Genomic DNA, 13,812 nt, shown 5'->3' on the forward strand with positions numbered 1-13,812 from the left:
ATATTATGAACATACTATATTTAAGCCCTCAGTGCAATATTTCAATAGGTATCTTGCGGTTACATTGTGTTTGCAAGTTTTCTGGCGATTATAATTGACCTAATTTCATAAAATTTCACGAAACGGGTTTCTTGCAACTCCCGATATTTAAAAGAAATATTGTGAATTATCGTGCTCAATTGTCGATTTTAGCGCAGCCTTTGAACGAACCAATTTCTCATTTGCCAAGGTGAGGGTCGTGAGTTCGAATCTCATCGCCCGCTCCATTTTCACCCAACACCCAGATTATATGTCGTGACCTGATACGAGCTCTTACCTGATACAGCCCCTTGCGCTTTGTATTTTGCGCGAGAGTCTCGGGTCTTTTGGCTTTGCTTCGGGCACAAAAAAGGCGGACCGAAGCCCGCCTTTCATTCTTTGATTTAGACTAAGTCTAGAATTCTTTGTCCAAGCGAACGAAGAACTGACGTCCGATATAGCCGTTAATATACTGGCTAGAGAACGGGTAGTTACCAAAACGTGATGGTGAACCCAAATCATCCGCGTCAGAAATCAAGCTAGGCTCTTCGTTGAAGATGTTCTGGCTACCAACGATCAGTGTCATCGTGTCCCATTCCTTACGGATAGACGCATCGAATGTGACGAATTCGTCAACATCACTGAATGTTGCAGATGGGCCAGAGTAGAACGTGTCAATACGTCCATCTTCGCCGTCAAAGCCAAAGTTGTCTGTGCCAGACACGTAATTCATCGTCAAAGCACCTGTCCAGTCGCCCTTCGTGAAACGAGCTTGAGTAGTACCAACCCAATCAGGCTCACCCGCAAGACCTGTCAGCTGATCAACATCATCAGCAAACAATTCGAGGCGATCAGAGTCTGTGTATGTCCACTGAGCGTCGATAGCGAAGTCACCGAAAGTGAATTCTTTTTCGTAGCGACCTGTGAAATCAAGACCCTTTGTCTTTTGTGAAACGATGTTCCGGTAATCAGCATTCACGTCTGTGATTGATCCAAAGTTTTGTGCATTTGGATCCAGCACGCGTGTGAAGAGATCACAGAAACCTGAACCAGAGCGGAACTCTGGATCACGGTAACACTGACCAATCACGCCAGCCGCTGTTGATGTAATTTGATCATCGACCTCGATTTCGAAGTAATCAACGGACAGGCTTAGGCCTGTGCCTTCCGGCGTCAGGATCACACCCACAGAATTAGCTTCGGATGTTTCTGGACGAAGATTGCCCAAACCACCACTCCGCGTCAGACGCGCAGAAGACCCTGCACCCGCAAAGTCTGGCGCCAGGCCATCAGCGGCACAGTTGTCTTGGACAGTCTGTGGTGTGTTGATTTGTCCGTCTTCGCCAGCAACGCCGTAACGAATACATGGGTCAATCGATGTCTGCTGCAAGAACGCTGTTTGCTCAGCTAGGAATAGCTCATAAAGAGCTGGCGCACGGAAAGATGTACCGTGTGTGCCGCGGAAACGGATCGTGTTATTCACGGCCCAGTTCAGTCCTAGCTTGTAAGTCTCGGCAGTTCCGACTGATTTATAGTCAGAAATACGACCAGAAGCGTTCAGCGTGAGTTCTTCAACAAGAGGCTTTTTGGCCAGAAGTGGCACTTCAACTTCGCCGAAGATTTCGTAAACGCTGTCGTCACCTTTTGTGCGGTTCGCACTGGCAAGCTGGAAGCTATTCGCGGCGCGTGATGTTGCGCCTGGAATATCGTCGATCTTGTCAAAGCGGGCTGACGCGCCCAAAGCGATACCAACTGTACCGTATGGCACATCAAACAAGTCGCCAGTGACGACGCCTTCGATGATTGTTTGGTTAAACGACGTTTCGCCTTTGTCTTCTTGGAAGAAGTAATCTTGCTCAGCGGCAGTAAATGCACCGTCCTGAAGCTGCCCTGGGGCGGCAAGATTAAACGGAATACAGCCCGCTGGAGCTGTTGGACCACAGACACCGATAAATTCGATACCGTTTTGACGTGTCCCGATACCTGCTTCGAGGCGATCTTGTGGCACAACGTCTTGGTAGTAAGTACCGCTGCTTGTGGAGTGAGCGAGGTTAAGGTCGTAACCCCATCCGCCCATGAAACCGCCATCTGCGAATGTGCCGCGAATACCGCCAACGCCGCGCAGGTAGTTAACTTCCTGACGGCTGTTGAATGGGATCAAGACGATTGGACGAACGTCAAGGCCTTGCAGGTCTGCAATAAACTGACCAGGCGCGAGACCAAACAAGGGACCGTAATCAAATGGCCCGCCAAACACAGTATTGTTCAATGGGTTCACAGGGCTTTCGGCGCTGATGAACGGGAACAGTTGACGGTAGTTTTCTTGGCGAGACTCGCGACGGTTAAACAGAACCTCTGCATAGACTTCAAGGTTTTCAAACTGCGTCGGTGAGTGAGACAGTTCTGAGAAAATTGTGAAAGTTTCTGTTGGTGAGATCGCATCTGTTTCAAGCTGACGCGGATCATCAAATGAGCGCTCTTGGAACGGGATAAAGCGGAAACCTTCGACAGGTGACGTTCCGGCTGGATCATATGTCCGTGACCCAAAGAAGCTTCCGCCGACACCAAACGCAGCAGAGGCTGGGAAGAATGTCTGTAGGTAACCCTCAAGTGAGTTATAACATTTGAATTCGCCCGTGCGTGGGTCAATCGCGTCTGTCCGCTCATTCGTTGGGTTGCCTTGATCATCGAGAGCAAAATAACGATCTTCTGGACAGGCGAGGTTTGGACGATCACCAATGTTTAGCTCTTCTCTGCGCTGATATTCACCAGAGATAGAGAAAGCGAGGAGGTCAGTTGTCTTACCCCACGACCCCCAAAGCGCGCTGCTTTCGCCGCCGCCGTCTTCAGAGACGTTCGCTGTCGCACCAAAGTTAAAGCCTTCATCAATGCTTGTGATGATGTTGGCCACACCTGCAACCGCGTCAGAACCATAAATGGATGATGCGCCGTCTTTCAGGATTTCAAAACGGTTCACAACAGAGTTAGGAATGATGTTCAGGTCGACAGCTGACACTGTACCGCTGACACCAGATGGTCCAACGCGACGACCGTTCAAGAGAACCAATGTGCGCTGTGCGCCAAGGCCACGTAGGGATAGTGTGTTCACGCCTGCACCGCCGTTTACGACGAAGCCAGTGAATGTGTCGTTGATCTGGCCTGAACCAGCCGCAACAGATGAACCCTGAAGGATTTCAGAAGCACTGAGCAAACCGCTGAGTTTAGAGCGCTCAGTCGTGATGACCTGAACGGGCGTTGCTGCTGTAAATTCATTACGACGGATACGCGAACCCGTAACAACAACTTCGTCCGAAGCTTCGTCTGAGAGATCAAGAAGATCAACAGTTTCTGTCGGCGCTTCAGTCGGCTGTGGAGCGTCCTGGGCGTAGGCGGGCGCAGCAATAGCGATCATAGAAAGCAAAGCCGTTGTGCGCATAAGAGTATCAAAAGAAGATTTTTTCATTTTAAACCTGCGAGTAGAGATGGGAGTGCACCCGTAGATGCACGAATTGCCGCCTCACTATATAATGTGATCGTTCATTACAAGACGGTCATGTGCGACTCATAGGCCGATTGGAACATATTTATAAAATCTGTGGCATATTTGCGACAACATGACTGTTTATTGGGCGAGTCTCGAACTTGCTAAGCCCGTCTTTATGAATTAAAGATTTTGGTAATGTTGGCGAAAACATTGCTTTTTCTACCTAAGCGTGTTTGTGTTAGTTAACTATATTCAGGAGACCCATTCATGAAACCATTTAAATCTACGCTACTCTCGACGGCCATGCTGGCTGCCGCTGTTTTTGGCGCATCAACCGTCTTGGCCCCGCAGGCTTCCGCAGAGCCCGTGACGATCGAATCCATTGCAAAGCATCCTTTGCTATCGAGTGTTACGATCTCTCCCACCGGCAAGCGCATTGCGGCTTTGGTCCCTGTTGAGGGGCAAAAGTGGCCAGTGATCTCTATCTGGGAAACGGACAATCTTGATAAAAAGCCTGTGTGGATTCCTACACGGGATATGCGGTATCTGAGCGTAGATTTCCTGACAGACGACAAAATCTTATTCAGAACTGATCAGCCTCTCACAGTGCGCGGCAAAGAAGATTTCACGCAAAAGCTATATATTGCCGATGCAGACGGCACGAACATTGAGGAGCCGCTGAAGACGCAGGGCACACTCAATGATGCAGTCCGCAACATTGAAAAGCGGTTTAACACTGTTGGTATCATCTATAATGGTGAAAAGTTCGCGCTGATCACAAAATTCGGCGATGTTTATCGTTTGGACAAAAAAGACTTCACCTTCAGCAAGGTCGCAAAAACCGGCTCAGATTTTGATTATGTAAGCGGTCTCGTAAACCCGAAAACGGGTGAATTACTGGGCAAGCAACAGTTGGACAATGTTGGCGGTGACTTCGTTTTGAAAGTTTATTTCCGCGATACAGAGGATTCTGATTGGGTTGAGCATCCTGCTTTGACAGACACGCTGAAAAAGCGGCAAGCCTTGCAGGTTGTCGGTTTTGACGGATCCAAAGATAAAATTGTTGTTTTATCCAACAAAGACTCGGAATTCGTGAAGGCGTATAGCTACAATGTGAAGTCAAAATCATTTGACCCAACACCCATTTTTGAAAATCCAAAATACGACATTCTGGGCGTTATCATGGATGCCGAGTCGGATGATAAGTTTCCGCGTCCTGTTGGCGCAGTTGTCTCGGCTGGTGGTATCGAAGTCGCCTTTACAGACGGATATTGGGCTGGCGTTCAAAAAGCTATGAAGGCCCAGTTCCCAAAAATGGACATTTCAATCCAGGACCGATCAACTAAATATAAGCATGCGATTATCTCCGTCTCTGACGAACGGACACCGCCGAGCTTCTTCATCTGGAAGGACGAAAAGCTCACGCCGCTTGGTAATTCTCGTCCATGGATGAACCCAGAGGATAGTGGCAAGTCTCGTTGGATTTCCTATACGGCCAGAGACGGCTTGAAAATCCCGGCCATTTTGACACTTCCGCCCAACTATAAGCGCTCTGATGGTCGTGTGCCAACAGTTGTGCATCCGCATGGCGGTCCCTGGGCGCGTGACTTTATGGGCTGGGACTCATCAGGCTGGACGCAATTCATGACCAGCCGCGGCATCGCTGTCATTCAACCGCAATATCGTGGGTCAACAGGCCTCGGCAAAACCTTGTGGTATGCTGGCGACATGGAATGGGGCCAGAAAATGCAGGACGATAAGGATGATGCGGCCAAGTTTTTGGTCGACCAAGGCATTGCTGACCCTAACAAAATCGCGATCTTCGGCTACTCATATGGTGGTTTTGCAGCCATCGCGGCCAGCGTGCGTCCAAATAGTCCATATCGGTGCGCGATTGCGGGCGCAGGCGTATCGTCACTGGATCGGATTGGCAATCTCTGGGGCAGTAACCGTATTGTCAAAGAGCGCCAAGCCTGGACCGTGAAAGGCATGGATCCTCTGAAAAACGTGAAAAACGCGAGTATCCCAATCTTGCTATATCACGGATCAGGAGACCGCCAAGCGGACACAGTTCACTCGCGTGATTTCTACAAAGCGATGAAGTCTGCCAAAAAAGACGTCAAATATATCGAGATTGACACAATGTGGCATCAATTGCCGTGGTGGCCAGAATGGCAAACTGAGTCGCTCGAAGCGATTGAAGACTATCTCGCCTCTGATAAATGCGGCCTGATTTAGTCGCGACCATATATCTATAATTGAACAAGGCGCTGGCTGTGCTGGCGCCTTTTTCTATGACTCAACCACCAAAGCCATGACCGCGCCAATACACGCCAGCTATTGACTCCCGCTTCGTTCGACCCGACATCCCAATAGTCATGACACGGAAATCTACACTCGCCATCACGCCTTCGCTGGAACTGGCTTTTGCGCCCGAACGCAGCAAATTAGTGCAAGCGCTAGAAGGGCAAATGAGCGCGGCCGAAACCGTCGGCGCCGCCCGCTTGGCGTTGGACCGTGCAGGGGTGCGCTTCGCCAAAGAGGTCACAGACCCGCAACTACAAAAGGCAGGCATTTGGCTGCTGGAAATGATTAAATCTGGCGCGGGCGTGTTGGACCGCGCGACCCAAGCGGAAATTATCTACACAGAAAATGCGAGCGTAAAGTCAAAGCTCTCACACCTTCGCCCGACCCTTTTTTACGGCGCAGCAGGTGCGTTGGCTCTCGCAGGATTTGTGCAGGGGTCTGGCCTCGCCATGCTCTCGGCTGGCGTGTTGGCGCTGATCCATACGCTGGACCCGCGCCGTTTGAAATCTCTACAAGCCCGCCTACCATTCGCCCCGAAGCCCAAAGCGATTGAAGACCAAAGTGGCCGCCGCTTCATCGCAGAGGCGCAGATCTTCACCGACGCTCACGGCTTTGTTGGGCAGCTATCAGACGCGCTGAAAACGGCCGACCATATTCTCCTTCGCCTCGCGGCCCCGACAGACACCACCCATTGGTCAGATGATACGCGACTGACTGGCTTGCTGCAGAATTTATTGGAAGCCGCGCAGATGGATGATCAAGATTTTGCGATGCAGGTTATCGACAAAGAACTGCCAAGTCTGCTGTCCCAAAACGGCGTCGAATTAATTCACTACAGCGCTAAGACGAGACATATGTTCGACACGCTTCCCGCTATGGGAGAGGGCGCAAAGACTGAAATGGCGGCGCCCGCGATTGTCAATGCGGAGGGCCGCATATTAAAGCGTGGCCGCGTGTGGGTGCGGACATGAGTACGCCGAAATTGTCGGATTTGGAATTTATCGGCTATGATCTCGGCCACGGCGAAACAGCCTTAGGCCGGGCCTATGGCTCCACCGTGCGGGAGCCAGAAATACTCGAATTTCGTGGGCAACGCAGTTTTGTCACGGCGGTCGCGAAAACCAAAGGCGAGATAAAACTTGGCGCTGACGCCGTTAACTTGTCCTTGCTCGACAATAAGGCGCAAGTCTGGGTGAAGTTCAAATCGCGCGATCTGGACAAAGAGGCTGTGAAGCTGCCGACGCAATTATTTACCAAAGCCCTGATGAAAGGCCTGACATCTGACGGGGCAATTCAGGGCTTGGGTAAAAGCCAGTTTATTGTTGGCTGCCCATCGGGTTGGACGCCCGGTGACCGCGCAAGCTATCAAACAATGTTCCGTGGCGCAGGGTTAAAGCAAGTGCGCATCGTGCCCGAAAGTCGCGCGGCCTTAATGACAGCGCTGGAGCAGGGCTACCTGTCCATGGACGATGCGCGGTCATCCGTTTTGATCGTCGACATCGGATCTTCAACCACAGACTTTACCTATTGTTTTGACCTCGAAGCGCAGGACGTCGGCCACAATATTCTCGGCTCTGGCCTGCTAGATAGTTTAATCTTTGAGATCAACTTAGCACGCCAAAAAGAGCGTAAAAAGATAGATCAATTAATTGCCCGCTATCCGCATTACCGCCCGATCATGGAATATTGGTGCCGCGAGGCGAAAGAAGCCTTTTTCACGGGCGAAGATACTCCCGTTGAACTCCTGAAACGTCTGCCGATAGGTCGCGGAGTTTTGTTTGAAATCCGCATCGACAAAGCTGATGCCCAAGAGATTTTAAGCCGCCCTTTGGACGCGCTTAACGGCTATAGCTGGCAAGGCGCATTTGAGTTTGCGCTGAAAGAAACGATCGATAACCTCGGCAAACGCGCCCCTGATACTGTGCTGCTGACGGGCGGTGCATCACGCCTGCCGCTTGTTTTTCCCAGCACACAAAAGGCGTTTCCTAAGGCCCGTGTCGTGCGCGGTGCTGAACCAGAATTTGCGATTGCGCGAGGTTTGGCGTGGCTTGGGCGGTTTGAATATCTGCATACGAGTTTCAAATCACAGGTCCTACGCCTCACGCGCGCAGAGGGCGATATTACGCAAAAAGCGGATGCCGCCGCCCGTAGTCTTGGCGCAACCTTGTCTCCAGTCCTCGTCGATGCCGTGATTGAAAGCTGTATTCTGCCGACCTTCCGCGAGTGGCGCTCTGGCAAAATTGCGAGCCTTGACCAAGTTGAACACGCGTTGAATGTGCAGGTGAAGTCTTGGTTGCAATCGGACGCGGCCAAAGCGACCCTTCGCCCCGTTATCAATCGCTGGTTTGCGGGGCTGCAACGCGACATTGAAACTTTGACCGATCCGCTATGTCGCGATCACGGCCTTCCTGCCATGGTGCTCTCCCTCGACGATAGCCAGCATGTCAGCCGTCACCTTGAGGGCTTGTCCGTGTCTGCGCCCAATGTCGCCAGTCTTGAGAGCGATACCGCGCTGATCGGGACGACATTGTCGGCTGTGTTGATCGGAGCGTTACTGGCGAAAGCGAATTTGTTTGCGCCGCTTTTTCTAAACCCGATTGGAATTGTTGTCGGCGGCTTGGTTACGGGCGGTGGATTTTTCTTTGGCCGTAAAGCCCTTGCGGGGAAATTTCGGCAAGCCAATGTGCCTGTTATTGCGCGACAACTTCTGACCGATGGTCGCGTGCGCGCAGCCGCCCTAAAACAGCGCCCTGAATTAATCAGTGCCGTGCAAACCGCATGGGAGGAGGCCGCGAGCGAGCGCTTCTCTCAAGAGCTTACTGACATGCTGGGCGCGGCGTTAACCGAACGCGCAGACGAACGCGCCGTGTTGTTTTTGGTCTAGCTAGCGCGGATCAGGCGAGGCATTGGGTAGGTCGATGTCGATATCTTCGCCGCCGTCCATTTCAATAACGATGCGCGTTTTCGTCTTCCCGTCTTTAATATAAGTTTCGCGGTCAATCGTCATATTCTGGCCTAAACCGCCAATGCTCAAACTGTCATTACGCTCTTTGTCATGCTTAAAATATAGCACGTCTTTGCCGTCAAAGCGCAGCATCTTGCCTTTGTCCGAATCCGCGATGTCCACGTCTTCGGCGAGGTCTGTGACCATCGCCGCGAGGCTGCTGAGGATTCCGCTCTCCGCGAGAGCCGCCTCAAGCGCCGTTGCGGCATCCGTCAAATTATCCATATCGCCAGAGCGGGCTTTCATACGAGTTTCCGCGCGCTCAACGGCGGCATCAAGGCGGTCTGTATGTTTGGACAAGCGTTGCTCAATCGTCTCGGACAGCGTTTTGGCATCAATCGTTTCTGGAGAAGTTTCTAGGGTATCGGCATTTGTTTTCGAAGCATCCGCACCGTCGCCAAAATAGGGCCAAACTCTCTTTGCGTCTTTTTTCGTGGCGTCTTTTTTTGTGTCGACTTGTTTCGCCGTGTCGTCTTTGTGAGGGTGCGCAAAACTGGGCGCAGCCAGGCATAAGGATAGCGGCGCGGCGAGCAGGATAAGTGAGGTGAATTTTGACATAGCGGTCTCCAAAGGCTGTTCTTCAACATAAATTCACATGCGAGCGCCGTAAACGTGTGATAGCAGTTAAATCTTTGACAGGTTCAACGTAGGAAACGCCGCGCTTTATGCTTCGTGATTTATATTTCTACCCACTTGCAGCGCTCGCGATCTCGCTGATTATCGGCCTTGCGCTGTCTTTTGGTAATTATGATCGCCCCTCCGATGCGGAACTTCTGCGCGAGGGTTATACAATGGAAGGTGAAGACCTGACAAAGCTTACGACAGGCACAGGCACGCATAGCGAATTCATCGCGGCCGTGGGTGACACGCCCGCTTTTGCGCGGCTGTGGAGTGACATCGCCCGCGATAATATACCGCCTTATGCAGGCGTGTTTGCGCCGCTTAACTCTGATATGGAGCGGGCTTTCGCAGGGCGGCGTCTGCGGATGACAGTCACAGCACGGCAAAGCCGCAACGACCCTTTGACTGAATTTGACATGGCATATTTCACAGCGGGCCCGGGCGATAGTGGATGGCAGCGTCGTCAGCTGACCTCGGATTGGGCGGAGTATAGTTTTGAATTTACACCGCCGCTGCCAACGGCTGAGCCTGATATTGATTACTTTGGCATTTGGCCTGGCGATACGGCAGAGCCTTTGTCGATGGATGTTGCCAAGATGCGGATCGAGGTGTTGGACAATTCAACAGACGGTCAATAGGCTTTGCGCCCAATCGCTTAATGACTTAGGACACGGCTATGAAAGTCTTACTGACAGGGGCCGCCGGATTTATCGGCTATCACGCCGCGAAATTACTCTTGGCGCAGGGTCATCAGGTGATCGGCGTTGATAACCTCAATGATTATTATGATGTAGCCTTAAAGCGGGCGCGGCTGGCGCAATTAAATAAATTACCCAACTTTGAATTTCACGCGCTGGAGTTATCGGACGAAAATTGCCTGGCGGCTTTTCAATCTTACGGCATCACCCATATCCTGCACTTGGCTGCGCAAGCCGGTGTGCGTTACTCGCTCGACAATCCGCGCTCTTATGTGAAAGCCAATGTCGCGGGGCATCTGGAAGTTTTGGAATTTGCGCGCCATTGCGACACGCTGGAACATCTAGCCTATGCCAGCTCATCGTCGGTTTATGGAGAGCGGGCAGGGGGACCATTTGCGGAGACGGATGACGTGCGCAGCCCAGCCTCCCTCTATGCGGCGACGAAATTGGGCGGCGAAATGATGGCGGAAAGCTATGCGCGGCTTTATAATATCCCGCAGACGGGCCTACGATTTTTCACCGTTTACGGTCCGTGGGGGCGGCCTGACATGGCCTATTATATTTTCACGCAGAAGATTTTTGCGGGCGAGCCAATTACCCTCTTTGCGCCAGACGAGATGCGCCGCGACTTCACTTTTGTTGACGACATTGTCAGCGTTTTCCCCAAAATTTTGACCACCCCACCCAAAAAAGGTCACGCGATATATAACCTTGGCAATTCTCAGCCCAATACGTTGATGCAATTAGTTGACGCCGTTGAATCGGCCTGCGGACGCACTGCGGAAAAGATCATGAAACCAAAACAAAAAGGTGATGTGTCCAGCACCTTTGCCGATATTAGCGCCGCCCAGCGAGACTTTGGTTTCGCGCCCCGGACAGTTTTAAGCGAGGGTGTTCCCGCGTTTGTCGCGTGGTATCGCACCCATTTTAATGTGTAATGAAATACCGCCGCGACATTACGGAATTTGACATAGGCCGCCTATTTTGCGCAGATTAGGATGATGGAAGACACAGCTGTAAAATTCCCCATGCTGCTCGCATATGCTGCGCCGTTTTTCGTGCTGAGCATTGCGCTGGAATGGTGGGGCGTCAAAAAGGCGAAGCTGGGCGGACGCTACGACTCGCGCGACGCGATCACGTCAATGACCATGGGTCTAGGCAATCTGATCAGCGACATTGTCTTTGGTTTTATCAGCCTGTGGGTGTTGATGTGGGCGTGGCAATTTCGGATTTTGGATTTGGGCGTAAGTCTGCCGATCATTCTGCTCGCGTTGGTCGCGCAAGATTTTGTTTACTACTGGAAGCACCGCGCCGCCCACCGTATTCGTTGGTTTTGGACAGCGCATGTGGTTCATCACAGCTCGCAACACTACAATCTGTCAACGGCTTTGCGGCAGCCTTGGAACAATCATTTTACAGGTTTTGTCTTGCTCTCTACGCCGCTCGTATTTCTAGGATTTCATCCACTCCTCATTGGCTTTGTCGGCGCAATTAATTTGATCTACCAATATTGGATACACACGGAAGCGATTGACAAAATGCCAAGATGGTTTGAGGCGGTTTTCAATACACCCTCCCATCACCGGGTGCATCACGGCACACATCCGCAATACCTAGACGCGAACTACGCCGGCATTTTCATTATTTGGGACAAGATGTTTGGCAGCTTTGTCCCCGAAGACCCCACGCGGGCGAATGAATATGGCTTGGTCAAAAATATCGAGACACATAACCCGTTCAAAGTCGCTTTTGCAGAGATGGTCGGGGCGATCCGCGATGCGGCGCAGCCGAAAATTCCGCTCAGCGCTCGACTAAAATATCTCGTTCTCCCGCCAGGATATTCTCACGATGGATCACGGCAAAGCAGCGAAGACATCAAAGCCGAGTTCGTGCGAAATCATCCCGATATGGCGGGTCGGCCAGGCTTGCCGGACATGCTAACCGAGACCGTGAAATAAGGCCCGCTGTTTTAAGTTCAGCCCTTTCGGGGATTTGACATTTAGAGAGCCGCTTGTCGTATGTCGCAATGCGAATCTCGCGGCCTCAATCGCTGTGTAATCGCGCGACTGCGTGGTGCTCACTTGGATCAATCTCGCTGTGCCTTTTTGGCGCGTTAGCTCTAGATCAATATAGCCTGACAGCATCGGATTATAATAGCGCACATCAGGATTGCTCTGCGTCATCAGCAAGGCGTAGTCTTCCGCCGCAGGGCCCATATAATCGCGCAGCGTATTGGAGCTGACCGAGCTTGTCCCGATTTCGACCCCCATCTGCTTGCCAGATTGATGCGTCAGATCATTGACCCAAAATTCATGCGCGTCACCTGTCACAACTAAAATATCTTCAATCCCTGCCTTAGACAGCCGATCATAAAACCGATCACGTGCCGCGGGATAGCCGTCCCAACTGTCGGGATAGGTCGGTAAGGAGTATTGTGAAATCTCGACAAATTCCCTCACGCCGCCCCACGCTTTTTCTATGCTGGCGAGCGCGTCTTCCTGCACATGCGGGGTTAGGTCAGGCGACATTACGCGCCCCATCACGACCTGATTGGCTAGCATCCGCCAAGGCTGCCCTTGAGCTTTGGACTTAGAAAGCGTGTCGATGATAAATTGCGTTTGCACCTCTCCGAGCATGTCCCGATCAGGATCGTTGAGAATTTCATTAAAACGCTGCGTGCTGCCGTCCTCGCGGATCATATCGAAATAATCATCAATAATCAGCGGCTCTGACCGTGCCAGCAACCGCGTTTCGACCGTCACAAGCGACAGAAGATCGCCGTAATTATAGTGACGAAAAATCGCGTCTTGGGCGCGACTCCGCCTGTGGATCGCGAATTGGCATCCACTCATAATAGGCGCGGAGGGCGGCGCGTTTGCGGTCCTCCCAAGAGCCTTCGCCCGCATCGTGATTTTCAGCCCCCGTCCGCCAGCTATCATTGCTCGTCTCGTGATCATCCCAGATCGAGATCATCGCGATGTTTTGTGTCGCAGATTGCAAGGCGGCGTCTGACCGATATTGCGCGTGGCGTTGGCGGTAATCCGTGAGCGTGATGATCTCATGCGCTGGCGCGTGCAAGCGGTTCTGGGTAGCAGCGAACGTACCCTCCACATCGCGGGCCCCGTATTCATAATAATAATCGCCCAAATGGATCAGCGCATCAAAATGATCTTGCCGCCCAATGTGGTCGTAAACATTGAAAAATCCCTCTTGCCAGTTCGCGCAGGACACCACGGCAAATCGGGCAGAGGCAACACCACCAGATGGGAGCGTTTTCGTCTTCCCGACTGGCGAAATCTGATCCCCCACACGGAATCGGTAATAATAAGTGGCGCCAGCCTCTAAGCCCGTCGCGTCCACTTTGACAGTCCAGTCGCGGGCCGCAAAGGTCGTCATTACGCCGCTTTGTATGAGCGAGGTGAAGTCGGCAGTTGCAGCCACTTCCCAGATCACGTCTATCTCTCCCGCGCTCGCGTCATTGGGACTAATGCGTGTCCACAAAATAACGGCGTTCGTCGTGGGGTCGCCAGAGGCAATACCGTGGGCAAATCTCCCTGCGCGGGCTGTGTCGGGTGAAGTGAAAGTTTGCGGCGCGGGTGCAGAGCAGGCGGCCAGCCCTGTTGCGGCCCCAAGACCGCTAAGCAAATGACGACGAGATAGTTTTGAGTTCATTCTACACT

10 protein-coding genes are annotated in these 13,812 nt (G+C 52.0%); 6 read left to right on the forward strand and 4 right to left on the reverse strand.

Translation table 11 applies throughout. The features are described 5' to 3' along the window. Positions 1-433: 433 nt before the first annotated feature. Complete coding sequence (locus AB8615_RS11880; protein ID WP_409432784.1) at positions 434-3,481, reverse strand: TonB-dependent receptor plug domain-containing protein; 3,048 nt, start codon at positions 3,479-3,481, stop codon at positions 434-436. A gap of 288 nt (positions 3,482-3,769) precedes the next feature. Here AB8615_RS11880 and AB8615_RS11885 point away from each other — a divergent pair, with 288 nt between their 5' ends. The 3 genes from AB8615_RS11885 to AB8615_RS11895 all read left to right on the forward strand — a co-directional run bounded on the left by AB8615_RS11885 (position 3,770) and on the right by AB8615_RS11895 (position 8,693). Then, positions 3,770-5,740 (forward strand): alpha/beta hydrolase family protein, encoded by a 1,971-nt coding sequence (locus tag AB8615_RS11885; RefSeq protein WP_409432785.1) that lies wholly within the window; start codon positions 3,770-3,772, stop codon positions 5,738-5,740. Between the two features lie 140 nt (positions 5,741-5,880). Beyond that, the gene (locus AB8615_RS11890; RefSeq protein WP_409432786.1) at positions 5,881-6,780 is read left to right on the forward strand and encodes a hypothetical protein; all 900 of its coding nucleotides are present in this window, start codon (positions 5,881-5,883) and stop codon (positions 6,778-6,780) included. Continuing rightward, positions 6,777-8,693, forward strand: a complete 1,917-nt coding sequence (locus AB8615_RS11895; RefSeq protein ID WP_409432787.1) for an Hsp70 family protein — start codon at positions 6,777-6,779, stop codon at positions 8,691-8,693. The genes AB8615_RS11890 and AB8615_RS11895 overlap by 4 nt, the downstream gene beginning before the upstream one ends. On the opposite strand, the gene AB8615_RS11900 is transcribed toward AB8615_RS11895, so the two are convergent. Further along, positions 8,694-9,371 carry a hypothetical protein gene (locus tag AB8615_RS11900; protein WP_409432788.1) on the reverse strand — a complete coding sequence of 226 codons (678 nt, stop codon included), beginning with the start codon at positions 9,369-9,371 and terminating at the stop codon, positions 8,694-8,696. Between the two features lie 107 nt (positions 9,372-9,478). Here AB8615_RS11900 and AB8615_RS11905 point away from each other — a divergent pair, with 107 nt between their 5' ends. From AB8615_RS11905 to AB8615_RS11915, 3 genes are read left to right on the forward strand one after another with little or no spacing between them, the layout of a single operon-like run. Beyond that, positions 9,479-10,072 carry a hypothetical protein gene (locus tag AB8615_RS11905; RefSeq protein ID WP_409432789.1) on the forward strand — a complete coding sequence of 198 codons (594 nt, stop codon included), beginning with the start codon at positions 9,479-9,481 and terminating at the stop codon, positions 10,070-10,072. A gap of 38 nt (positions 10,073-10,110) precedes the next feature. Further along, the gene (locus AB8615_RS11910) at positions 10,111-11,070 is read left to right on the forward strand and encodes an NAD-dependent epimerase/dehydratase family protein (protein ID WP_409432790.1); all 960 of its coding nucleotides are present in this window, start codon (positions 10,111-10,113) and stop codon (positions 11,068-11,070) included. A 60-nt stretch (positions 11,071-11,130) separates the two neighbouring features. After that, complete coding sequence (locus tag AB8615_RS11915) at positions 11,131-12,090, forward strand: sterol desaturase family protein (protein ID WP_409432791.1); 960 nt, start codon at positions 11,131-11,133, stop codon at positions 12,088-12,090. On the opposite strand, the gene AB8615_RS11920 is transcribed toward AB8615_RS11915, so the two are convergent. Both AB8615_RS11920 and AB8615_RS11925 read right to left on the reverse strand, forming a co-directional pair. Then, the gene (locus tag AB8615_RS11920) at positions 12,070-12,984 is read right to left on the reverse strand and encodes an alkaline phosphatase D family protein (RefSeq protein WP_418152436.1); all 915 of its coding nucleotides are present in this window, start codon (positions 12,982-12,984) and stop codon (positions 12,070-12,072) included. The two genes, AB8615_RS11915 and AB8615_RS11920, sit on opposite strands and share 21 nt — an antisense overlap. Continuing rightward, positions 12,917-13,804: an alkaline phosphatase D family protein gene (locus AB8615_RS11925; protein WP_418152437.1), complete on the reverse strand. Its 888-nt coding sequence runs from the start codon at positions 13,802-13,804 to the stop codon at positions 12,917-12,919. The genes AB8615_RS11920 and AB8615_RS11925 overlap by 68 nt, the downstream gene beginning before the upstream one ends. Between the last annotated feature and the right edge of the window lie 8 nt (positions 13,805-13,812).

This window comes from Litorimonas sp. RW-G-Af-16 (genome assembly GCF_048319245.1).
Taxonomy (GTDB): domain Bacteria; phylum Pseudomonadota; class Alphaproteobacteria; order Caulobacterales; family Maricaulaceae; genus Litorimonas.

Bases quoted from the DNA above. Each gene is read 5' to 3' on its own strand.
- AB8615_RS11880 (WP_409432784.1), bottom strand. From the start codon at position 3,481: ATGAAAAAATCTTCTTTTGATACTCTTATGCGCACAACGGCTTTGCTT.
- AB8615_RS11885 (WP_409432785.1), top strand. From the start codon at position 3,770: ATGAAACCATTTAAATCTACGCTACTCTCGACGGCCATGCTGGCTGCC.
- AB8615_RS11915 (WP_409432791.1), top strand. From the start codon at position 11,131: ATGATGGAAGACACAGCTGTAAAATTCCCCATGCTGCTCGCATATGCT.
- AB8615_RS11895 (WP_409432787.1), top strand. From the start codon at position 6,777: ATGAGTACGCCGAAATTGTCGGATTTGGAATTTATCGGCTATGATCTC.
- AB8615_RS11890 (WP_409432786.1), top strand. From the start codon at position 5,881: ATGACACGGAAATCTACACTCGCCATCACGCCTTCGCTGGAACTGGCT.
- AB8615_RS11900 (WP_409432788.1), bottom strand. From the start codon at position 9,371: ATGTCAAAATTCACCTCACTTATCCTGCTCGCCGCGCCGCTATCCTTA.
- AB8615_RS11925 (WP_418152437.1), bottom strand. From the start codon at position 13,804: ATGAACTCAAAACTATCTCGTCGTCATTTGCTTAGCGGTCTTGGGGCC.
- AB8615_RS11910 (WP_409432790.1), top strand. From the start codon at position 10,111: ATGAAAGTCTTACTGACAGGGGCCGCCGGATTTATCGGCTATCACGCC.
- AB8615_RS11920 (WP_418152436.1), bottom strand. From the start codon at position 12,984: ATGAGTGGATGCCAATTCGCGATCCACAGGCGGAGTCGCGCCCAAGAC.
- AB8615_RS11905 (WP_409432789.1), top strand. From the start codon at position 9,479: ATGCTTCGTGATTTATATTTCTACCCACTTGCAGCGCTCGCGATCTCG.